This window comes from Agrobacterium tumefaciens (assembly GCF_013318015.2).
Classification (GTDB): Bacteria; Pseudomonadota; Alphaproteobacteria; order Rhizobiales; family Rhizobiaceae; genus Agrobacterium; species Agrobacterium tumefaciens.
Genome location: NZ_CP115841.1, coordinates 1,297,845 through 1,318,674, shown reverse-complemented (window position 1 = coordinate 1,318,674; position 20,830 = coordinate 1,297,845). Strand labels below are relative to the sequence as shown.

Annotated in this window: 19 protein-coding genes and 1 tRNA gene; 11 read left to right on the top strand and 9 right to left on the bottom strand. The window is 58.0% G+C overall.

Annotated features, from left to right (window positions below):
* The first annotated feature begins 2 nt into the window (after positions 1 to 2).
* The 4 genes from G6L97_RS06575 (at position 3) to G6L97_RS06560 (ending at position 4,113) form a co-directional block, all read left to right on the top strand.
* Complete coding sequence (locus tag G6L97_RS06575) at positions 3 to 512, top strand: peptidylprolyl isomerase (RefSeq protein ID WP_003515547.1); 510 nt, start codon at positions 3 to 5, stop codon at positions 510 to 512.
* Positions 513 to 706: 194 nt separating this feature from the next.
* The gene (gene queA / locus G6L97_RS06570) at positions 707 to 1,789 is read left to right on the top strand and encodes a tRNA preQ1(34) S-adenosylmethionine ribosyltransferase-isomerase QueA (RefSeq protein WP_003515544.1); all 1,083 of its coding nucleotides are present in this window, start codon (positions 707 to 709) and stop codon (positions 1,787 to 1,789) included.
* A complete protein-coding gene (tgt, locus tag G6L97_RS06565) occupies positions 1,789 to 2,919 on the top strand; it encodes a tRNA guanosine(34) transglycosylase Tgt (RefSeq protein WP_025593608.1) in 1,131 nt (376 codons plus the stop codon). Before queA ends, tgt begins: the two co-directional genes overlap by 1 nt.
* A 36-nt stretch (positions 2,920 to 2,955) precedes the next feature.
* The gene (locus G6L97_RS06560) at positions 2,956 to 4,113 is read left to right on the top strand and encodes an aminodeoxychorismate synthase component I (protein WP_111782473.1); all 1,158 of its coding nucleotides are present in this window, start codon (positions 2,956 to 2,958) and stop codon (positions 4,111 to 4,113) included.
* 114 nt (positions 4,114 to 4,227) lie between these two features.
* Here the strand turns inward: G6L97_RS06560 and G6L97_RS06555 are convergent, their stop codons facing one another.
* The 5 genes from G6L97_RS06555 to G6L97_RS06535 all read right to left on the bottom strand — a co-directional run bounded on the left by G6L97_RS06555 (position 4,228) and on the right by G6L97_RS06535 (position 9,532).
* Positions 4,228 to 5,505, bottom strand: coding sequence for a type III PLP-dependent enzyme (locus tag G6L97_RS06555; RefSeq protein WP_162686644.1), 1,278 nt, complete (start codon positions 5,503 to 5,505; stop codon positions 4,228 to 4,230).
* The gene (locus G6L97_RS06550; protein WP_111782474.1) at positions 5,489 to 7,021 is read right to left on the bottom strand and encodes an AMP-binding protein; all 1,533 of its coding nucleotides are present in this window, start codon (positions 7,019 to 7,021) and stop codon (positions 5,489 to 5,491) included. Before G6L97_RS06550 ends, G6L97_RS06555 begins: the two co-directional genes overlap by 17 nt.
* Entirely contained in the window at positions 7,018 to 7,281 is a 264-nt protein-coding gene (locus G6L97_RS06545; protein ID WP_111782475.1) for an acyl carrier protein, read from the bottom strand. Before G6L97_RS06545 ends, G6L97_RS06550 begins: the two co-directional genes overlap by 4 nt.
* An 88-nt stretch (positions 7,282 to 7,369) precedes the next feature.
* Complete coding sequence (locus tag G6L97_RS06540; protein WP_065702460.1) at positions 7,370 to 8,128, bottom strand: hypothetical protein; 759 nt, start codon at positions 8,126 to 8,128, stop codon at positions 7,370 to 7,372.
* 276 nt (positions 8,129 to 8,404) lie between these two features.
* Positions 8,405 to 9,532: an S-(hydroxymethyl)glutathione dehydrogenase/class III alcohol dehydrogenase gene (locus tag G6L97_RS06535; RefSeq protein WP_065702461.1), complete on the bottom strand. Its 1,128-nt coding sequence runs from the start codon at positions 9,530 to 9,532 to the stop codon at positions 8,405 to 8,407.
* A 543-nt stretch (positions 9,533 to 10,075) separates the two neighbouring features.
* On the opposite strand from G6L97_RS06535, the gene G6L97_RS06530 reads away from it, so the two are divergent.
* From G6L97_RS06530 to G6L97_RS06520, 3 genes are all read left to right on the top strand, one after another.
* Complete coding sequence (locus G6L97_RS06530; protein WP_236761503.1) at positions 10,076 to 11,353, top strand: pilus assembly protein; 1,278 nt, start codon at positions 10,076 to 10,078, stop codon at positions 11,351 to 11,353.
* Positions 11,340 to 11,873, top strand: coding sequence for a TadE/TadG family type IV pilus assembly protein (locus G6L97_RS06525; RefSeq protein WP_025593593.1), 534 nt, complete (start codon positions 11,340 to 11,342; stop codon positions 11,871 to 11,873). The genes G6L97_RS06530 and G6L97_RS06525 overlap by 14 nt, the downstream gene beginning before the upstream one ends.
* An 80-nt stretch (positions 11,874 to 11,953) precedes the next feature.
* On the top strand, positions 11,954 to 12,448 hold the full coding sequence (locus G6L97_RS06520) for a pilus assembly protein (protein ID WP_236735574.1): 495 nt from the start codon (positions 11,954 to 11,956) through the stop codon (positions 12,446 to 12,448).
* 43 nt (positions 12,449 to 12,491) lie between these two features.
* On the opposite strand, the gene trmFO is transcribed toward G6L97_RS06520, so the two are convergent.
* The 3 genes from trmFO to G6L97_RS06505 all read right to left on the bottom strand — a co-directional run bounded on the left by trmFO (position 12,492) and on the right by G6L97_RS06505 (position 15,013).
* Positions 12,492 to 13,949 carry a methylenetetrahydrofolate--tRNA-(uracil(54)-C(5))-methyltransferase (FADH(2)-oxidizing) TrmFO gene (gene trmFO / locus G6L97_RS06515; protein WP_162632914.1) on the bottom strand — a complete coding sequence of 486 codons (1,458 nt, stop codon included), beginning with the start codon at positions 13,947 to 13,949 and terminating at the stop codon, positions 12,492 to 12,494.
* 296 nt (positions 13,950 to 14,245) lie between these two features.
* Positions 14,246 to 14,389 (bottom strand): DUF1127 domain-containing protein, encoded by a 144-nt coding sequence (locus tag G6L97_RS06510; protein ID WP_003515516.1) that lies wholly within the window; start codon positions 14,387 to 14,389, stop codon positions 14,246 to 14,248.
* 477 nt (positions 14,390 to 14,866) lie between these two features.
* Positions 14,867 to 15,013: a DUF1127 domain-containing protein gene (locus tag G6L97_RS06505; protein ID WP_003502992.1), complete on the bottom strand. Its 147-nt coding sequence runs from the start codon at positions 15,011 to 15,013 to the stop codon at positions 14,867 to 14,869.
* Between the two features lie 660 nt (positions 15,014 to 15,673).
* On the opposite strand from G6L97_RS06505, the gene G6L97_RS06500 reads away from it, so the two are divergent.
* The 4 genes from G6L97_RS06500 (at position 15,674) to G6L97_RS06485 (ending at position 19,096) form a co-directional block, all read left to right on the top strand.
* Positions 15,674 to 15,756 (top strand) — tRNA-Leu (locus tag G6L97_RS06500).
* Between the two features lie 240 nt (positions 15,757 to 15,996).
* A complete protein-coding gene (gene tig, locus G6L97_RS06495; RefSeq protein WP_003515514.1) occupies positions 15,997 to 17,475 on the top strand; it encodes a trigger factor in 1,479 nt (492 codons plus the stop codon).
* A gap of 176 nt (positions 17,476 to 17,651) precedes the next feature.
* Complete coding sequence (locus G6L97_RS06490) at positions 17,652 to 18,191, top strand: AAA family ATPase (protein WP_111782477.1); 540 nt, start codon at positions 17,652 to 17,654, stop codon at positions 18,189 to 18,191.
* 254 nt (positions 18,192 to 18,445) lie between these two features.
* On the top strand, positions 18,446 to 19,096 hold the full coding sequence (locus G6L97_RS06485) for a hypothetical protein (RefSeq protein ID WP_003515508.1): 651 nt from the start codon (positions 18,446 to 18,448) through the stop codon (positions 19,094 to 19,096).
* 201 nt (positions 19,097 to 19,297) lie between these two features.
* On the opposite strand, the gene sthA is transcribed toward G6L97_RS06485, so the two are convergent.
* The gene (gene sthA / locus G6L97_RS06480; RefSeq protein WP_003515506.1) at positions 19,298 to 20,701 is read right to left on the bottom strand and encodes a Si-specific NAD(P)(+) transhydrogenase; all 1,404 of its coding nucleotides are present in this window, start codon (positions 20,699 to 20,701) and stop codon (positions 19,298 to 19,300) included.
* Positions 20,702 to 20,830: the final 129 nt, after the last annotated feature.

Genomic DNA, 20,830 nt, shown 5'->3' with positions numbered 1-20,830 from the left:
TCATGGCCGAGATCAAGGATCCGGAAAACACCATCATCATGGAAACGACGACCGGCAAGGTCGTGATCCAGCTGCTTCCGGAAGTTGCTCCGGGCCACGTTGCCCGTATCAAGGAACTGGTATCGGAAGGCGCTTACGACGGCGTCGTGTTCCACCGCGTCATCGAAGACTTCATGGCCCAGACGGGCGATGTGAAGTTCGGCAAGAAGGGTTCGGAAAGCTTCAACCCGGCCCGCGCCGGCATGGGCGGCTCCGAGAAGCCTGACCTCAAGGCTGAATTCTCGGCTATTTCCCACGTACGCGGCACCTGCTCGATGGCCCGTTCGCAGAGCCCGAACTCCGCCAACTCGCAGTTCTTCATCTGCTTCACCGATTCGCCGTGGCTGAACAAGCAGTACACCGTATGGGGCCAGGTCATCGAAGGCATGGAAGCCATCGACAAGGTCAAGCGCGGCGAGCCTGTGAAGGACCCGGATTCGATCGTTTCGATGAAGCTTGCTTCGGCGGCCTGATAATAGCGTATAAAGTGTTTACCCGCTCCGCAGGAAACTGCGGGGCGTTTCACATTGATGATGGCGTCAACCTCTCAGACCTCATCCTCGCGACAAGCCGAGGATGACTTCGAGTGTAGTCGGAAGCCTTGTCATCACCCACCACCCGCCCCATGCCATGCAGGGCGGGTTTTGATATTTCGAGAGCCCTTGCAATGCGCGTAGACCTGTTCGATTTCGATCTCCCCGAGGACAATATCGCCCTTCGCCCGGCGAACCCGCGCGATAGTGCGCGTCTTCTCGTGGTCGATCCGAATGCGAACCACATGGAAGACCGCATCGTATCCGACCTGACTTCCTTCCTGAAGCCCGGCGACGCGCTGGTATTTAACGACACCCGCGTTATTCCAGCCCAGCTTGAAGGCGTGCGGCTGCGCGAAGGTGCGCCTGAAACGGCAGTTTCAGCCACGCTGCACATGCGCGCCGACCAGTCGCGCTGGAAGGCTTTCGCGCGGCCGGGCAAGCGCATCAAGCAGGGGGACCGCATCCGTTTCGGTTATGAGCGCGACAATGCCTGCGGCCTTGCCCATCTGGAGGCCACCGTCGAGGAAAAGGGTGAGGAGGGCGAGATCACGCTGCTGTTCGACGTTTCCGGACCTGTTCTGGACGAGGCGATCGCCTCCGTCGGCCATATTCCTTTGCCGCCCTATATCGCCGCGAAGCGCCCGGAAGATGCGCAGGACCAGACCGATTACCAGACAATTTATGCCCGCGAGAAGGGCGCCGTTGCCGCACCCACTGCCGGCCTGCATTTCACGCCCGATCTGTTTGCGGCGCTGGACGAAGCCGGCATCGAGCGACATTTCGTGACACTACACGTTGGGGCAGGCACCTTCCTTCCAGTTAAGGCCGACGATACCGACGATCACAAGATGCATTTCGAGATCGGCCATGTTTCGCAAGAGACTGCGGCAAAGCTCAATGCCGTCAAGGCGCGCGGCGGGCGGATCGTTTCTGTCGGCACCACTTCGCTGCGGCTTATCGAAAGCGCCACTGATGAGAATGGCGTTATTCAGCCATGGTCGGGCGCGACGGGCATCTTCATCACGCCCGGATACCGTTTCCGCGCGGTCGATATTCTGATGACCAATTTCCACCTGCCGAAATCGACGCTGTTCATGCTCGTTTCGGCTTTTTGCGGTCTCGAGACGATGCGTGCCGCTTATGCGCATGCCATCGAAACCGGATACCGTTTTTATTCCTATGGCGATTCAAGCCTGTTGTTCCGGAAGAACTGATGCACGACAAATTCACCTTTACACTGAAAGCCACGAGCGGCGGCGCCCGCCTTGGCGAAGTCGCCATGCCGCGCGGCGTCATCCGCACACCTGCCTTCATGCCTGTTGGCACTGTCGGTACTGTCAAGGCCATGTATCTCGACCAGGTGCGCGAGCTCGGGGCCGATATCATTCTCGGCAATACCTATCACCTGATGCTGCGGCCCGGCCCGGAGCGCGTGGCAAGGCTTGGCGGGTTGCATGAGCTTATCCGCTGGCCGCATCCGATCCTCACCGACAGCGGCGGTTTTCAAGTCATGTCGCTTTCAGGACTGCGCAAGCTGGACGAGAAGGGTGTGACCTTCAAGAGCCATGTGGACGGTTCGTTGCACCATATGTCGCCGGAACGCTCGATCGAAATTCAGGGCATGCTTGATTCGGACATCCAGATGCAGCTCGATGAATGCATCGCGCTGCCGGCCGACCGCAAGGAAATCGAGCGCGCCATGGAAATGTCGCTGCGCTGGGCGGAGCGTTGCCGCGTCGCCTTCGGTGAACAGCCCGGCAAGGCCATGTTCGGCATTGTGCAGGGCGGCGACCAGCCGGATCTGCGCATTCGCTCCGCCGAAGGGCTGAAGCAGCTTGATCTCAAGGGTTACGCTGTCGGTGGCCTTGCCGTCGGCGAGCCGCAGGATGTGATGCTGGGCATGCTCGACATCACGCTGCCGGTGCTGCCCACCGAAAAGCCGCGTTACCTGATGGGCGTCGGTACGCCTGACGATATTCTGAAATCGGTGGCGCGCGGCATCGACATGTTCGACTGCGTGATGCCGACCCGTTCCGGTCGTCACGGGCTTGCCTTCACCCGTCGCGGCAGGGTCAATATCCGCAATGCCCGCCATGCGGAGGATATGCGGCCGCTCGATGAGCAGTCAAACTGCCCGGCCTCGCGTGATTATTCCCGCGCCTATCTGCATCATCTCACGCGCTCCAACGAGGCGCTGGGCGGCATGCTGCTCTCCTGGCACAATCTTGCCTATTATCAGGAGCTGATGCAGGGTATCCGCAAGTCGATCGAGGAAGGCCGTTTCGCTGATTTTTATGCGGAAACCATAGAGATGTGGGCGCGGGGCGACATAGACCCGATCTGATTTTTCCCGACCCTTTCTCCTGTTCGGACGCTTTCCTTGGCACATGCGCCTTACGTTCTTTTCCGGGATGACACGACCGGCACGGTGACAGCCTTCACCGAGCCGGAGGAGATCATCGTCGCGGATGAGCCAGAGGCGTTTTTCGCGGCGCTGAAACGCATGGAGCAGCTGCGCCGCGCCGGGAAATACCTTGCCGGCTATATGTCCTACGAGGCGGGTTTCCTGTTCGAGCCGAAACTTGCGGACTTTGCTGCCGAGCCTCGCAACGTGCCGTTCCTTCGCTTCGGCGTCTTTTCCGGCCCACAACCGGATGAGGGGCGATTTGCACGGCCCGAAAGTCTGCCGGATGCCGATGCGTTCCTGGCCGATCCCGCGCCCGTATGGAGCCTTGAAGACTATTGCCAGCGCTTCGAGCGGCTGCACGGGCATCTGCGTCGCGGCGACTGTTATCAGGGCAATCTGACGATGCCCGTTCATGCTCGCTGGAGCGGCGATCCGCTCACGGCTTTCTGGTCGCTGGTCGCGCGCCAGCCGGTTAAATATGGCGCGCTGGTCGATCTCGGTGGACCGGTGATCCTGTCGCGCTCACCGGAACTGTTTTTCTCGGTGGACGGGCAAGGTTTCATCGAAACCCATCCGATGAAGGGAACGACGCCGCGCGGTGCGAATGCGCAAGAGGACCGGGCGATCATCGCGGCGATGCTTGAGGATGAAAAGACGCTTGCCGAAAACCGCATGATCGTCGATCTCCTGCGCAACGATATTTCCCGCATCACCGAAGTCGGCAGCCTCCATGTGCCGCGACTGTTCGATATCGAGACCTATCCCACCGTGCACCAGATGGTCAGCCATGTGCGCGCGAAGCTTTTGCCTGATGTGACGGTGGAGGATATTTTCGCGGCGCTTTTTCCCTGCGGTTCGGTGACCGGCGCGCCGAAAATGTGGGCGATGAAGATCCTGCGCGAACTGGAACAGATGCCGCGCGACGCCTATTGCGGTGCTATCGGTTTCATGTCTCCAGCTGGTGAAATGCGTTTTTCGGTGGCGATCCGCACGCTGACCTTGTTCGATGGCGGCCGCGCGATCTTCAATGTCGGCGGCGGCATCGTTTTCGATTCGGATGCCGAGGCGGAATATGATGAGTGTCTGCTGAAATCCAAATTTGCGGTTGGGGACAGACTGTTACGGGGGTGATCTCCTTTCCTGTGACTAAGCACAGGAATGAGCGAGGTTGGAGGAAGCTCTAATGTCAGCAGCCGGATATGCGTCCGTAAGAAAACCGGCTACGCGTTTCACGACCACACATCCTCAGCGCGCTATCACCTCAAACGCACCATTCTCCACCAGCACTTCCTTCGCAGCCGGATGGCTGAGAAAACCCGAAGGGCTGGCGGTGGCGCCATAGGCGCCCGATTGCAGGATTGCCAGGAGATCACCAGCCTTCAGCTTCGGCAGGGCCGCATTGCGGGCCAGGGTGTCGAGCGGTGTGCAGAGCGGGCCGACGATAGTTGCCGTTTCCTCATAGTCTGCCTGCATCATGGCCGGTGCGACGATGGGGTAGTTACGCTTGACGATCTGGCCGAGATTGCCGGAGGCTGCCAGATGGTGATGCATGCCACCATCCGTCACCACGAAGGTGGTGCCGCGCGAGGTCTTTACCGAATTGACTTCCGCCACATAGATGCCGCCGGGACCGGCGAGGAAGCGGCCGGGTTCGACAATGATATGGGCATCGGCGATCAGCGGATGTGCCTGCACCAAGGCCTTGAGGTCGGGAATGGCGGCACTGACCGCTGCAAGATCGAGCGGCGTCTCCCCGGCGAAATAGGGGATGCCGAGACCGCCGCCGAGATCGATGGTTTCAAGTGGCCTGCCGAGCATTTCGGCCATGCGTGCGGCAAGCAAAATGGAGTGTCTCCATTGGGAGACAAGCATGTCGGCATCGAGGATTTGCGTGCCACCGTAAATATGGACACCGACGAGATTGATATGCCTGATGTCCCTGAACAGCGGTAGGACGTTTTCGAGTTCTTCCTCGTCGAAACCGAAGGCGGTGGCCTTGCCACCCATGCGCATGGCGCCTGCCTGCGCATCCGGCACCGGATTGATGCGGATGGAGGCCTTGACCGGTTTGCCGATGGCTTCGATGCGGGTAATTTCCTCGGCGCTCTCGATATGGATTTCGCCGATGCCGCTCTCGATCACCTCAAGCAATTCGGCCTGGCGCTTGCCGGGGCCGGCGAAGATGATATTTTCCGGCGGTATGCCCGCCTTGATGGCGGCGCGATATTCACCGACGGAGGCGATTTCCGCGCCAGCGCCTTCTTCACGGAAAAGCGAGATGATGGCGGGCAGGGGATTGGCTTTCACCGAATAAAAGATATCGGCAAAACCACTGAGCGCGGTTGCGAGATCGCGATAGGCGCGGCGCATGGCGCTCGCGTCATAGAGGAAGCACGGCGTTCCGGTCTCAGCGACGATATCGCGCACGGCACGGCCACCGATGACAAGATCGTTTTCGTCGACTGCGAATTGCGCGGCGGCAAGGGCAGGGCCGTGGCTTTGGGGTTTATCCGTGGGCGCCATTGTCCGTCCGTTCGCGCACCAGCGCGCGGTAATCCACCTTGCCATTGGCCGTGACCGGAAGCCGGTCGACCAGTTCGATGGCGCGCGGAATCATGAAGGGGGCAAGCATTTCGGCGGCTTTTTTGAGAGCTGCCGAAACATCGATATTTTCGTTGGCGGCGGTTGCCACGGCATGCACCTTCTCGCCTGCAAAGGAGTCCGGCAGGCCGATGACGGCGACCTGCTGGAAAAGGCCAGTCGACATCAGGCTTTCCTCCACCTCGGTCGGGCTGATGCGATAGCCTGACGATTTGATCATCGCATCGTTGCGGGCAACGAAACTGAAAAAGCCGTCCTCGTCTTCCACCGCCAGATCGCCGGAATAACACACGGTCTCGCCGCCGCGTTCGGCCGGAATGAAAGGGTGAGGGCGCAGCACCTTGGCGGTATCTTCCGGCCGGTTCCAGTAACCCAGCGACACGGTCGGGCCGCGATGGACGAGAATGCCGGGCTCACCCGGTTTTGCCCTCTGTCCCTCGGCGGTGACGATGAAGATTTCACATTCCGGGATAGCCTTGCCGATGGAAGTCGGGCGGCGGTCGATTTCATCAGGCGGCAGGAATGTGGAGCGGAAGGCCTCGGTCAGGCCATACATCAGATAGATTTTCGTTCCCGGCAGCTTTTCGCGCAACGCCCTCACGGTTTCCTGCGGCACGCGTCCGCCGGAGTTGGTGATGTATCGCAACTGCGGCAGCGGCGTTTTCGCCAGCAACGGCGCGGCCCTCGTCAGGATCGCCCAGACAGTTGGTACGCCGGCAAGCCCGGTGATGGCATGGTCGCGCAAGTCCCTGACAATGTCGTCGCCGAGCCTGAAGGTGGAGATAACAGTGGTCGCACCCTGTTCAACCGCCGTCAGCAACTGGTTCAGGCCGTAATCGAAACTGAAGGGCAAAATGGAGAGAAGGCGGTCTTTTCCGGTGATCTCCAGATAGGTGCGCACGATGCGCGCTCCGGCCAGAAGATTACGGTGCGACAGCATCACGCCCTTGGGCGAGCCGGTGGAGCCGGATGTGTAGAGGATTGCTGCAAGGTCCTCGCCAATTGATGGGGAGACTTTGGCAGGCACGGGCGGGCGGCGGTCGATTTGTTCCGCCAGCAGTACAGTGACCTCGGGCAGGTCTTCCACAGCCGCGTTCAGCTCATCCATCATCGTAGCACTGCTGATAACGATTTTTGCGCCGCAATCCGCGACGATATGGCGGATTTGCTGCGCCTTCAAAAGCGCGTTGACCGGCACGAAGACGCAGGAAGCCATGCTCACGCCGAAGATCGACCAGCATTCCTCGATGCCGCGCGGCAGGAAGATGACGACACGGTCGCCGCGCTCCGTTCCGGCCTCCTGCAATGCCGCCGCACAACGTGCGGCCGCTTCGGAAAATTCGCGATAGCTCAGTGATTTTTCTTTGTAGACAAGCGCCTCATCGCCGCTTTCCGCCCGCGCGGTGAGCAGGTGGTGCAGCAGGATGTGGGTTGTCATCTGCGCCGTTCCTGCGTGACGAAGGCAATCAGATCGGCCGGCGTGCTGAGATTTTCCGGGGTGAAATGTTCATCATTGAGAACGATGCCGAAACCTTCGCCGAGAAAGATCATCAGTTCGAGAAAACCGAGCGAATCGATCGCGCCGCCTTCGAGCAATTGCGTATCTGCGGAAAACGGTGCATGAGCCGGGAAACGCTGCGAGAGGTAGGAATAGATGGTCTCGGAGACATCGACTTCCCTGGGTTTCGCTGAAAGCATGCTTATTCTCCGCTCGTTCGCGCAGTCGGGACTAGTCTCGGCCGAAGCGCATTTTCTTCTTTTCAGGCAAGGTTTAAGCGCGCGTCTTTTAAGAGCGTCCCAATACCCAGGGTGGCAATAACACCAATTCTGAATATGTTTCGTTAATAAACCGTGGGTTCCATGCTCCCTTTACTTGTATTGGCGAGGATTTGAGTATGGCAAATCCGCCGGCGTCTCGCTTCTCATCGGAAGCTGCCATGGTCAATGCAAGCCGGCCTTTGCCAAGAAGATGGCGGGCAATTGCCGAAATGTGCCTCTGGGCGACTTGCCTGTCCTCGCAATAGATGAGGCGGGCGGAGGGCAGCCTTTTGGTTATGGTTTTTAAAAACACCAGCGGATAATGGCTTCCATCCGCCTCCATGACTGCCACGATGCAGCCGAAACGCGCATGATCTTCCAGCATGTCGCGCGTGGCGGCAGACAGCGTGCCCTGCGGCACTTCGGCAAGCGGGCGCAGCCGCGCCCTGGCCGGGCCGAATGCCTTTAAAGGCAGGGGATAAAAAAGCGTGCAATTCGTTATCGTTGTGAACCCCAGTCTCTCGTTCAGCTTGCAGGCTTCTGGAGACGGGGTGAGATCGGTGAAGATGTCTTCTTCGGAGGATGTCGCCATTTGCAGCATACGCGGTGCAAACCAGCGGCTGGAAGGTTCGACATACCAGCTGGACAGGTTGACGACTGTCCTGCCGGTCTCGGCCAAGCGGCTTCGGATCGTCAGAAGAACGCCAACGGCATCGTCGCCCTTCATCAGCAATTGCCCGATGGTGCCGAGATCCTGCCGCTGATGATGGTCGCTTATAAGGGACACGCCGAGCGCCCAGAAAGCCTCGCTCTTTTCCGGAAAACCTTTCGTCAGAAGTGCAACGGCAGCGACGCGGTTTCCGTTGTCGATCGGTACGGTTCTCAGAGGTCGCTCCCGCTATCTCGCGTCGTTTCGGGCAGGGAGGGATTTTTCAACTCCACCGCGCAATATCGGCATACGACGATAGATTTACCGTCCCGTTAATCGGCACGGCTGTAAGCGGAAAGGTCGGTCAATTCATATGGCAGACGCGCGGTGCGCGCCTGCCATTTTGTCAGCCGATCAATAGATTACGACGCCGCGGATGCTCTCGCCCTTGTGCATCAGGTCAAAGCCCTTGTTGATGTCTTCGAGCGGCATCGTGTGGGTGATCATCGGATCGATCTGGATCTTGCCTTCCATGTACCAGTCGACGATCTTCGGCACGTCGGTGCGGCCACGCGCGCCGCCGAAGGCCGTGCCCATCCAGTTGCGGCCGGTGACCAGCTGGAACGGACGCGTGGAGATTTCCTGGCCCGCACCGGCAACGCCGATGATGACAGACTTGCCCCAGCCGCGATGCGAAGATTCCAGCGCCTGGCGCATGACCTTGGTATTGCCCGTGCAGTCGAACGTATAATCCGCGCCGCCGATCAGGTCGCCATTGCGCTTCGTCATGTTGACGAGATAGGGCACGATGTCGTCGCCCACTTCCTTCGGGTTGACGAAGTGGGTCATGCCGAACTTCTCGCCCCAGGCCTTGCGGTCATTGTTGATATCGACACCGATGATCATGTCAGCGCCGGCAAGACGCAGGCCTTGCAGAACGTTGAGACCAATGCCGCCGAGACCGAAGACGATTGCCGTCGAGCCGATCTCCACCTTGGCGGTGTTGATGACGGCGCCGATACCTGTCGTCACGCCACAGCCGATGTAGCAGACCTTGTCGAAGGGCGCATCGGGATTGATCTTGGCAAGAGCGATCTCGGGCAGGACGGTGAAGTTCGAGAAAGTCGAGCAGCCCATATAGTGGTGGATCTTGTCCTTGCCGATCGAGAAGCGCGAGGTGCCGTCAGGCATCACGCCCTGGCCCTGGGTGGCGCGGATGGAGGTGCAGAGATTGGTCTTGCGCGATGTGCAGGAATAGCACTCGCGGCATTCCGGCGTGTAAAGCGGGATGACATGATCGCCCTTCTTGACCGAGGTGACGCCGGGACCGACATCAACGACGATGCCTGCACCCTCATGGCCGAGGATGGCCGGAAACAGACCTTCGGGATCGGCACCGGAGAGGGTAAAATCATCGGTGTGGCAGATACCTGTCGCCTTGACCTCGACCAGCACTTCGCCAGCGCGGGGACCTTCGAGTTGAACGGTCATGACCTCAAGCGGTTTTCCTGCCTGAATGGCAACTGCGGCGCGAACGTCCATATTCTATCTCCTGGCATGGTCTCGTGATTGGATAGGGCTGTTTTGCCCGAGCTTGGCGGCAGGGGCAAGGTACAAATCCGTCTTGCCGTATTCAAAAGACGGCAATGCCCGTCACACCTGTGAGGAATTTGCGCACCGTCGCGGGCCTGCCATCAGGGCAATGTTTCGCGCTGTCTTTATATGGTTTACTTCAGCTATTCTAAATTATGAATACGTGATTTAAGTGTATGTTTTTACATATATTTTTCGGAATAAATGTGACTATTAATTTACAAATTTGGTGTTTATACCACACTATAGAATTTCGAATGGAGCATAACCCGCAGTCGGCGCTGTATTTCGGCGGCTGTTATTAGTTTTTGCATCTCTTGCTTGCAAGTGGTTCGGCTCATTTGCCGCGTGCCGCCATGATCGCGGTGCATCAGCCTTTGCTGAGTTTGTTTGCTGCTGCCCCAATATTCCCTCCGGCTGTGGCGTTGTGTCTGTCCGGATGCGTGGAGGGAAACTGGGCGATTTATTTTAAGGCGGGTGATAGCCAATTTCATGAAGCGGCATTTTCAAATGTTGAATTTTAAGACAAAACTGGACGGTCTGGCGGAGATTTTCGGGGCGTTTTTGCACGACCGAAGGGCCAGTTTCGCCATTATGACGGCGTTGCTGTTGCCGGTTTTCCTGCTTTTTTTCGGGTTTCTTTTCGAAGGCGGCCGGGCGTTGGCCTATTATAGCCAGTCGAAGCGGGTGGTTGCACAGGCCTGTGAGCGTTCGACAAAACCGACGCGCACGAACGTACCCCTGGATGAGGTGCGCCGTAAAAACGTGCTCGACACGTTCGACGCACTGATCCGTTCCACCAAACAGAATGTGGTCAGTCGCGATGTTAAAATCGACTGGCTGACGACGGATATAGACGCAAAGTTCAGCTACAAAACCGTGTTCAGTGGCATGTTCGGGGCGGAAAAACTGGACTATCAGCTGTCGTATCGTTGTGGCGGTATACCGCCTTATCCACATGACGGTGAGGTCGTCGTCAACAACACCTTCGAAAAGACGCTGAACGGCACGGAACGTATGCTGAAAAACGGCAGAACCGCCAAAACACCCAACGGTTGCTGGGGTGTTTATACCTATGCCGAACTGGGATGGGATGGCGGTACGGGGCCGGGCATCGAACTTCAGGATTGGAGCAATGCGGATTGCCGGAAGAACTATGGCTGGCAGGGCTACGGGGATCAGGAAAAGGAGAAAGAGACAAGCGCCGGGATGACATGCACCCCAAAGTCACAGGCTACTCTTCCCAAAGAAAACAACGATTCGAAAAACGGCAGCAAGGCGCAAACGGATGGCAAGGACGCCTTGAATTCCGAGCAGGAGCAGCAGTGTACTACAGAAGAGAAGAACAACACGCCCTCGATGCGCAACGGCCAAAATGAGCGAATACCGCCAACCCGCTACGCTGTCGAACTTGACAGTCACTGGGAAGGGCAAAAAAGACGCGACGCCAACAGCTCGATCTTCAAATACGTGGAAATGCATCCCGGCAAATACGAAATCTCGGTCTGGTACAACGGGCGAAACCAAAGTTACGAAGGCTCGAACGACATCGATATTTCGCTGCAGGTGTTGCGGCCCCAAATGGGTGTAGAGAAAAAAATTATCCAGATGAGCCAGAAGGCGAATGAAATTCGATGGGAGCGCCGAAGCTACGAGGTCACTGTCGATACTTATTCGCTGTACAAGCTGTCGATCGCCGCCGCTGGAACGAGCGACAGTCTGGGTGGCATCATAACGGCATTCGAGGTCACTTATCTTGACTCGTTTTAAGATATCGCATCGTGACTTCCCCAGTCTCATCCGGTCGCTTGCCACGGATATCCGTGCGGCTACCGCCGTTGAGTTTGGTTTGCTTTTGCCGGTCTATCTCCTGCTGATCTTCGGTATCATCGAAGTTAGTCTCGTGCTTTTCTTCAGCCTCAATATGTCGACGGCGGCCACTGCCGGGACTGAATATCTGCGCAAGGCGGCGGCTGGCCGAACGTCCGTCACCGCGGCGGAGTTCAGGAAGGTTATTGCCTCGAATTTCCTGCTCGCGACAACTGAAGATGATCTGAAAATATCGCTCATTGCCATTGCTGATGCCAACCTTGCTACTACACCGGTGACATTTCCGGTCGAGAACAAATTCGAGGCGCCAAGCAAGGGCGCCGGGCAATATCTTCTGGCGCTGGGGTATGACTGGAAATTCATTCTTCCCACCACCCATCTGCTCGTTCCCAGTTCCGGGAGCAAGCCGCAATTGCAAAATCTCTCTCTGGCGATCACCGCAGTTCGGGTGACGGAATGATTGGTAAGAGATTGAAATATCTATCCATCTCGCTGATAAGTTCGCGCTCTGGCGTTGCCGCGGTGGAATTAGCGCTATTGATGCCTTTGCTCATTCTAGTACTGGCGATGGTGATCGAAATCGGGCGGGGCTGGATGAGCTATGACCGTTTCGTAACAGTTGTGGACAATACGGCCCGTTGGTCGGCCCGATTCCCGGAATTTGAGGAGCGCGTCAGGACGGGCGTCAAGTCCTTTGTCATGGCTGCCGGGCGCCCGCTCGAATCTGAAAAGCTTGATCTGACGCTCAGAAGCGCCAAGCTTGTGGGTGGGGTCGCCGTGACCGAGTTCGCCCCATACAATTTTTTTGGCAACGCCGAAAACGTGAAGTGGGACAAGATATTGACGCAAGGAAACTTCAAGACCGAAGAAGCGGTAATCGTAATTTCGGGGCGTTACAAATACCGCCCGCTCATTTCGTTGCTGGGCAATACGGATATCGAGTTCGAATACGTGACGGCGGTAAACCCGTATTTCTCCCGACACTACAAATATCAGAAGGGAAAGTCGGACTGGCTTTTCTGGAATGTTCGCTGACGGCATTGGTCAGGGTCTTCACCCTAGCCAATGCCGTGGCCTTTCAGCGATAATGATCGGTGACGGTTTCTAGGGTGACCTCGCCCCCGTTCAACCACGTCGCACAATCCCTCAACGCCCGCGCTGCAACGAGCTGGCGTTTCATGATTGTCTTGTCCTTGCCGCGAAAACGTTTCACGCCTTCCGGCTTGACGATGGAGCCTGGCTCCAGTTCTGGGAAGAGGCCGAAATTGATGTTCATCGGCTGGAAGGAACGTTTGCCCGGCTCATCATTCGAGGAAAGATGCCCGCCGGTGATGTGGTTGAGAAGTGAGCCGAGGGCTGTCGTTGCGGGCGGCAGGCTCGGGGTCTCACCTTTCCGTTCAGCGGCAGCGAAACGGCCGGCCAGAAGTCCGACGGAGGCGCTTTCCACATACCCTTCGCAGCCGGTGATCTGGCCTGCAAAACGCAGGTCAGGCCGGGATTTCAGCTTCAGCGATGGATCGAGCAGGATGGGGGAATCGATATAGGTGTTGCGGTGCAGGCCGCCCAAACGGGCGAATTCCGCATTTTCGAGACCCGGGATCATGCGAAATACATCCGCCTGCGCGCCGTATTTCAGTTTGGTCTGGAAACCCACCATGTTGTAAAGCGTGCCGAGCGCATTGTCCTGGCGAAGCTGGACCACGGCATAGGCCTTGACGGTGGGGTTGTGGGCGTTGGTCAGGCCCATCGGTTTCATAGGGCCGTGGCGCAGCGTCTGGCGGCCGCGTTCAGCCATGATCTCGATTGGCAGGCAGCCGTCGAAATAGGGTGTGCCTTCCCATTCCTTGAAACCCACCGTGTCGCCGGCGATCAGCGCGTCGATGAAGGCGTTGTATTGCTCCTCGTTCATCGGGCAGTTGATGTAATCCTTGCCCGTGCCGCCGGGGCCAACCTTGTCGTAACGCGACTGGTACCAGCAGATATCCATGTTGATGCTGTCGCGGTGCACAATGGGGGCAATGGCGTCAAAGAATGCCAGGGCATCCTCACCCGTCTCGGCCTGAACCGCCGCCGCCAGATCCGGCGAGGTGAGCGGGCCGGTGGCGATGATGCTGCTGCCCCATTCCTTCGGCGGCAGGCCGGAAACCTCTTCGCGCAGGATCGTCACCAGTGGGTGACTTTCGAGCCGGTCCGTGACGGCCTGAGAAAACCCGTCGCGATCGACGGCAAGCGCGCCGCCGGCAGGTACCTGATGCCTGTCGGCGCAGGCCATGATCAACGAGCCGGCAAGCCGCATTTCCGCATGGATGACGCCCACTGCATTGGCGGTCGCATCGTCGGAGCGGAAGGAGTTGGAACAGACCAGTTCCGCCAGCGTATCGCCCTTGTGCGCTTCCGTGCCGCGCACGCCGCGCATTTCGTGCAGGATGACTGGAACGCCGCTTTCAGCGATCTGCCAGGCGGCTTCCGAACCGGCCAGTCCGCCGCCCACGACGTGAATGGGAGAATAGGTCTTGTCTTGCATGCTGGCGCCCATAGGCCGCGTGGGGGCAAAAGCTCCCCTCCGGCGGCTGTCTTTCGAGTGATTGTTCCGCGCGGGTCCCGAAGGACGCGTTTTTCAGGGCGATGCACTACCATGCATGGCTGCGACAGCCAAATGTTTTTGCGGGTGGCACGATTGGGGCGGAGGGAATGTGGTCTCTATGCTTGTAAGCCAAAAATCTCCGGCGAATACCGCCAGAATCAAAAACGGCGCCAGAGGCGCCGCTTTCTTTTACCTGTCGCTCAATCGTCGCGCCCTGGAGGTCGGGCAGCGGGACGATCTTTTACGCCTTAGCGGAACGAACGGGAAGCTACGTTACGGATGTCGTAACGTGTCAGGCCGATGTCGCTCAGGGCCTGGTTGGACAGGCTGCCAAGTTCGTTGATCGTGCGACGGTAGGAGATCCAGTTCTTTGCGATGCGGATAGGGTTCATGATCGTTTCCTCAATCTTTCTTTGATTTCGTCGGCCGGCTCAGTGTTTCTGTGCTCTCGGCTGTTGAGGTTTTATATATAGACATTGAGCCATGTTGTGCAGTGCAGAATTTAGGCGACTGCCATGCATTTGTGCACTATGTCGGCTAAATTTGCGGCTTTGACTACCGCATGAGCAAAATATGAGCGGAAATGCCTGTCTTTCGGGCGGTTTTGAAGGGGTTTGCGGCCATTGGCGGTGTTAGACCGGCTTTTTGCTCCCCTCAGCGGTGCTTGAAGGGCGTTCGGGCTCTCCAGACATGCCGGATGCAGCCGCCTAATCGATGCATTTTTCATCTGTTTGTCACGCGCACATGCCGGTGGGGCGGCGCGGCTCGGTTCCGAGAGGGTGCCAGAACGAAAAAAAAGGCCGGAGGCGGGAGCCTCTGGCCTTTTGGGAAGGTCGTCTCGCATCCGCCGCTTCAAGCGGCGGAGCGTATTAGATGCCGACGGCGGTGCGTGCGACGCGACGGATGTCCTGACGGCCAATGCCGAGGTCATTCAGTTCGCGGTCGGTCATGCGGCCGAGTTCGGTTACGGTCTGACGATACTTGCGCCAGTTGGTGAGCGAGCGTGTAATGTTCATTGTCATCTTCCTCTTCGTGCTGTCCAGCATTTCCGGCCCGTCTTGGGAGGATTAGGCTCGGGGCTGAACTCGATCTCTGTATGACCATGAATATAATCGGTTTAATAAAAACAAAAACAGACAAAGCAAGATGCCACCTATGCATGGAACGCAAAGCAAGCCGGTAAATGACCCCAATTGCGGCGGTTACTGCATAATTTGTGACCAATTTGTGTGCTTTTAGTGAACTTGGCGGCATCTGTCGCTGCCAAGCCGTGCGGTCCGGCTGAATACAACGGGTCGGGCAGCGCAGAGGCAAGGATGGGGATGCAAAGGTCGTTCGTATAAGGGCTTCGGCTGGAGGCGCGCGTTCTCGTAAAATGACGGGCGGCACGTCATATATATAATGTCATGTAGCCGCATAAATGTTGCGCGTTTTTCCTGTCGGAACATGTGAAGCGGGACGGGAAAGAGGGAGACGGCGTGCGCAGTTTTGCGGCCCCTCGTGTCATCGTCTGCGGGCGCGTCGTTCCCTTTCTTGCGGGCACGAAACGGCAAGAACGTACCGGCCGGCTTTTGCGGCTGGGGGCGGGGACCCAAGAAAAGTCCGGGCGAAACGGGACGCGGCGATAAGGTGTGCTTGACCCTTCCAGAACATTGTGACATACCGCCGCCCAACGTGCGGGTATGGCGGAATTGGTAGACGCATTGGTTTTAGGTACCAACGCTTCGGCGTGGGAGTTCGAGTCTCTCTACCCGCACCACAAGTAAAGCATGGCTGTGCCACGCTTGTGCCAGAGTGCATCCTTAGTGATGCAGGGAGCTTTGGGGTTCATCATCCCCTTCGCGCCCTTGTCTCCGGCGCGAGCGCAATTTTGTCCGGCAGGCGCTTGTGTGAAGAAATAATGGAAGCCACGGCCGGGGAACGACGTTTCCGGCGCAGTGCTCGAAAGTAAACCAACGGCTGTCTGAGCACCGCCGCCATGATGTGAAGGTTTGAGAAAATGCAGGTTATCGAAACGCTGGCTGAAGGCCTGAAGCGCGAACTCAAGGTCGTTATCCCGGCTGCCGACATGAAGGCCCGTCTGGACGAGCGCCTGGTTGACGCCAAGGACAAGGTTCGCATCAACGGTTTCCGTCCCGGCAAGGTGCCGATGGGCCATCTGAAGAAGATGTATGGCAAGTCCATCATGGCCGACCTCGTCAACGAGCTGGTTCGTGAAAAGCCTTCCGAAATCCTTTCCAGCCGCGGTGAGAAGTCTGCAACGCAGCCGGCCATCTCCATGACCGAAGACGAGCAGGAAGCCGAAAAGATCCTTTCGGCTGAAACCGATTTCGAATTCACCGTTGCCTACGAAATCATTCCGGCCATCGAACTGAAGGCCAATGACGGCATCAAGGTTACCCGCGAAGTTGTTGAAGTCTCCGAAGACGAAATCAACGAGCAGATCCTCAAGATCGCTGAGAGTGCCCGTACCTTTGAAGCCAAGAAGGGCAAGGCCGCCGAAGGCGACCGCGTCACCATGAACTATCTCGGCAAGGTTGACGGCGAAGCCTTCGATGGCGGCGCTGCTGAAGACGCTGAACTGGTTCTCGGTTCGGGCCGCTTTATCCCCGGCTTCGAAGACCAGCTCGTTGGCGTCAAGGCCGGCGACGAAAAGACCATCACCGTGACTTTCCCGGCTGACTACCCGGCTGCGAACCTCGCAGGCAAGGAAGCCAACTTCGACATCACCGTCAAGGAAGTTGCTGCTGCCGCTGCTGTTGAAATCAACGACGAACTGGCGGAAAAGCTCGGTCTCGAATCGGCTGAAAAGCTGAAGGAAATCGTTCGCGGCCAGATCGAAAGCCAGTACGGCAACGTAACCCGCCAGAAGGTCAAGCGTCAGATTCTCGACCAGCTCGATGAAATGTACAAGTTCGACACGCCGGCTGGCCTCGTCGATGCCGAATTCGACAACATCTGGCGCCAGATCAACACCGATCTTGCCCAGTCCGGCAAGACCTTCGCTGATGAAGACACCACGGAAGAAGAAGCCCGCGAAGAATATCGCAAGCTAGCTGAACGCCGCGTTCGTCTCGGTCTCGTTCTCTCCGAAATCGGCGAAAAGGCTGGCGTCGAAGTGACCGAAGAAGAAATGCAGCGCGCGCTGTTCCAGCAGCTGCAGCAGTTCCCCGGCCAGCAGAAGGAAATCCTCGATTTCTTCCGCAACACCCCCGGCGCTTCCGCTTCGCTGCGCGCTCCGATCTTCGAAGAAAAGGTCATCGACAAGCTGCTCACGGAAATCTCGGTAACGGACAAGACCGTTTCCAAGGAAGAGCTTCTGGCTGACGACGGCGAAGAAGCAACGGAAACGAAGAAGAAGGCGCCTGCCAAGAAAAAGGCTGCTGCCAAGGCTGACGACGCCGCTGAAGGCGAAGAAGCCGCTCCGAAGAAGAAGGCTCCGGCCAAGAAGAAGGCCACTGAGGCCGACGCTGAATAATCTTGCCTGGTGAAAGCTGAATGAATGGAAGGGCCGTGGCGAAAGCTGCGGCCTTTTTTGTTTGTGGCGTCCGGCGCGCTCTTCAACGGTTGAAAAAATTCGACACTCCGACATCTTCACGTCTTTCTCGAATATTATCTTCAGAAGGCATGACAGGACGTTGGGCAGTCGCGGCGATGGGCAGAAGAAATTATTTGATCGAGGGTGTCTCCGGGGCTGGTAAAACCTCGGTTGCAACGGAACTTCAACAACGCGGCTTTCATGTGATTCACGGCGACCGTGAACTGGCTTACAAAGGCGACCCCGAAACGGGCGAACCCATGGATGTCGCGCTGTTTCAGGGCGACGACACAAAAATCGCCTTCCGTCACCGACATCACATCTGGAATGTCGAAAAAGTTCGGCAGCTTGTGGCTGATCAAGAGCACGCCGTCACCTTCTTCTGTGGCGGATCGAGAAATTTTCGACGCTTTATAGATCTGTTCGATGAGGTCTTCGTTCTGGATGTCGACGCAGCGACCTTACAAAGACGGCTGGCTGCCAGGCCGGAGGATGAGTTCGGTGGCAATCTGGCCGAAAGACAATTTGTCCTGCAACTCCACGCAACGAATGAAGACCTTCCAGTCGGTGCATCTGCCATTGATTCATCGAGGTCTTTGGGAGTGGTGGTGGATGATATTCTGGCTCGTTGCAATGTTCCGAAGGCAGGAAATTAACACGCTGCGGTTCCCGTCACCTTCGTTTTGATCACAATGCGGTGCAGCATGATTTTTTGCTGCATCTGCTCTTGTTCATCTCCCGTTCATCTGGCACCCTGCGCAGCATGATTTGCCTTGGCTGCCGGTGCAGCCGTCAAGGAAACATGGCCGCCAACGCGCGGCTGTCATCGCTGCCAAAACCTTTGGCCTTAAGCTTTTACCGTGCCTGCCGGGTTCACCCGGTGCGCCCTTAATTTGCCAGGGGACAAGATATGTCGCCACGAACGGGCTTCGCCCTGTTGTTCTCTCTGTTCGCCGCGATTGGCACCAACGCCCATGCCGATGAGGCTGGTTTGATCTGGAAGCCGGTCAAGAATTCCGATCGTTCCTATACGGCGCGTATCGGTGCGAAGCTGCCGGTCGAGACGCCGATCCGGGCGGGGCTGGAAATGGGGATGAATGCCTCCAGGACGGGGCAGGTGGTGGATACGCCAGTAAGGTTGTGGGGCAATGTCACGCTGCTGGCGGAACAGTTGCCCGGCGTGTCGCTTGCCCGTGATGTCGGTGTCCTCTTCAACGCGTTGACGGGGTCGAGCAGCGTTTCCATGACGTCGCGACAGAAACGCATCGTTACGCCGGAACTGGATATCGAGGCCAACCGAAATTTCACGGTGCGTTATGACGGCACGGCGCAGCAATGGAACGGGCTGGACGTATCGCAGTCGCTGCGCCTTTCCCGCTCGGAAACCGGCACGGCCTTCGTGCTGACGGGGGCAAGCCGCAACAGCTTCAACGAGTTCAGCAGCGGCGTGGCCGTGGAGCAGAAGATCGGCGATCACCTGACAGTGCGCGGAACGCTCGATCAGGGATATGCGGATCATTTTCGGCCGGGTGTGAGTGCGCGGTATAGTATTCGGTGGTGAGGGGCGTCACCGGTTATCGTATGGATGAGCAGAAGGTGATAGACGTTCTTGCGTCGCATTCGGCGTCATCCTTGGGCTAGTCCCATGGATCTAATCACGTCGCATAAAATCGCGACGTTGCAGAGGCTCGGGACAGGCCCGAGCATGACGGAGGAGAGGTTTGCGCGCATTGCAAACGATCTCCACCCGCAACAGCCAACCTCAATCCTTCTTCAGCTCACCCATGCGGTTCCACGCGTCGAGACCGGCAATCTTGTAGGCCTCGGCAAGCGTGGGATAGTTGAAGGTGTTCTCGACAAAATATTCCACCGTACCCTTCAGGTTCAGCACGGCCTGGCCGATATGCACCAGTTCGGTGGCACCTTCGCCGACGATGTGGACGCCGAGCAGACGGCGGGTTTTCAGCGAGAAGATCATCTTCAGCAACCCGCTGTCGAGACCCATGATATGGCCGCGTGAGGTTTCGCGGAAATGGGCGATGCCGCATTCGTAGGGAATGTGGCGTTCAGTGACTTCTTCTTCCGTCAGGCCGCAGGTGGAGATTTCCGGAACGGCATAGATGCCGTAAGGGAAGAACTGCGGCGGTTCACCGGCCGGTGCACCGACCGCGTGGCGGGCGGCGATACGGCCCTGTTCCATCGAGGTGGAGGCGAGGCTCGGGAAACCGATGATATCGCCGGCGGCGTAAATGTTCGGCACTGTTGTCTGGAAGGTCTCGGGATTGACCTTCAGGCGGCCGCGGCTGTCGGCTTCCAGCCCACAGGCGGAAAGATTGAGCGTATCGGTTGCGCCCACGCGTCCGGCGGCGAACAACACCGTCTCGGCTTTAAGGACGCGGCCGTTGCTGAGCGAAACGAGGCATTTGCCGCTGTCGTCGCGCTCCACCTTTTCCGCTTTCTGGCCGAAGATCAGCTTCATGTTACGGTCGCGCAACTGATAGGTGAAGTCCTCGACGATTTCCTTGTCGATGAATTCCAGCATGGTTTCGCGCGGTTCCACCACCGTTACCTGCGTGTCGAGCGCACTGAAGATCGTGGCATATTCGATGCCGATGACGCCCGCGCCGACAACGACCATGGAGCGCGGCAGTTCCTTGATCTCGAGTATCTCGTCCGAGTCGAGCACTGCTGCGCCGTCGAAGGGAATATGCGGTGGCCGGTAGGGCCGCGTGCCGATGGCGAGCAGAATGGAAGCGCCGGTGACGTTCATGACTTCACCGTCGTTCTTCACCACCTTCACCGTGTTGGCATCGACGAAGCTTGCCGTGCCGCGAATGTGCTGCACGCGGTTGCGGGCGAACTGGTGTTCCAGCACCTCGACCTCGTGGTCGAGCGTGATCAGCAGGCGGCGGCGCAGATCGTCCGCGTCGATCTCCTGCTTGACGCGGTAGGAGCGGCCGTAAAAGCCGCGTTCGCGCCAGCCGGTGAGATTGAGCGCGGTTTCGCGCAATGTTTTGGAAGGGATGGTACCTGTGTGCACCGAAACGCCGCCGACGCGGCTGCCCTTCTCGATGACCAGAACCCTCTTTTCGAGCTTGGCGGCCTGGATGGCGGCGCGTCTTCCCGCCGGACCGCTGCCGATAACAATCAGATCGAACTGGTACATGAAAACCCCGGAACAGAATGTATTGCAATGACCGGATGTCGCATCCGGGATGGCGCTGCCGCGAAATGGTCGTGATGCCATTTTGACCAGGGGAAGTGATTCCCTTGTCAGCCTTGCACACGAGAGTGC

Excerpts from the sequence above, each read along its gene's own strand:
- G6L97_RS06575 (WP_003515547.1), top strand. The coding sequence starts at position 3 with ATGGCCGAGATCAAGGATCCGGAAAACACCATCATCATGGAAACGACG.
- tgt (WP_025593608.1), top strand. The coding sequence starts at position 1,789 with ATGCACGACAAATTCACCTTTACACTGAAAGCCACGAGCGGCGGCGCC.
- G6L97_RS06535 (WP_065702461.1), bottom strand. The coding sequence starts at position 9,532 with ATGGACGTTCGCGCCGCAGTTGCCATTCAGGCAGGAAAACCGCTTGAG.
- G6L97_RS06520 (WP_236735574.1), top strand. The coding sequence starts at position 11,954 with ATGCCTTTGCTCATTCTAGTACTGGCGATGGTGATCGAAATCGGGCGG.
- sthA (WP_003515506.1), bottom strand. The coding sequence starts at position 20,701 with ATGTACCAGTTCGATCTGATTGTTATCGGCAGCGGTCCGGCGGGAAGA.
- G6L97_RS06555 (WP_162686644.1), bottom strand. The coding sequence starts at position 5,505 with ATGGCGCCCACGGATAAACCCCAAAGCCACGGCCCTGCCCTTGCCGCC.
- G6L97_RS06550 (WP_111782474.1), bottom strand. The coding sequence starts at position 7,021 with ATGACAACCCACATCCTGCTGCACCACCTGCTCACCGCGCGGGCGGAA.
- G6L97_RS06490 (WP_111782477.1), top strand. The coding sequence starts at position 17,652 with ATGGGCAGAAGAAATTATTTGATCGAGGGTGTCTCCGGGGCTGGTAAA.
- G6L97_RS06530 (WP_236761503.1), top strand. The coding sequence starts at position 10,076 with ATGAAGCGGCATTTTCAAATGTTGAATTTTAAGACAAAACTGGACGGT.
- G6L97_RS06505 (WP_003502992.1), bottom strand. The coding sequence starts at position 15,013 with ATGAACATTACACGCTCGCTCACCAACTGGCGCAAGTATCGTCAGACC.
- G6L97_RS06485 (WP_003515508.1), top strand. The coding sequence starts at position 18,446 with ATGTCGCCACGAACGGGCTTCGCCCTGTTGTTCTCTCTGTTCGCCGCG.
- G6L97_RS06510 (WP_003515516.1), bottom strand. The coding sequence starts at position 14,389 with ATGAACCCTATCCGCATCGCAAAGAACTGGATCTCCTACCGTCGCACG.
- queA (WP_003515544.1), top strand. The coding sequence starts at position 707 with ATGCGCGTAGACCTGTTCGATTTCGATCTCCCCGAGGACAATATCGCC.
- tig (WP_003515514.1), top strand. The coding sequence starts at position 15,997 with ATGCAGGTTATCGAAACGCTGGCTGAAGGCCTGAAGCGCGAACTCAAG.
- trmFO (WP_162632914.1), bottom strand. The coding sequence starts at position 13,949 with ATGGGCGCCAGCATGCAAGACAAGACCTATTCTCCCATTCACGTCGTG.
- G6L97_RS06545 (WP_111782475.1), bottom strand. The coding sequence starts at position 7,281 with ATGCTTTCAGCGAAACCCAGGGAAGTCGATGTCTCCGAGACCATCTAT.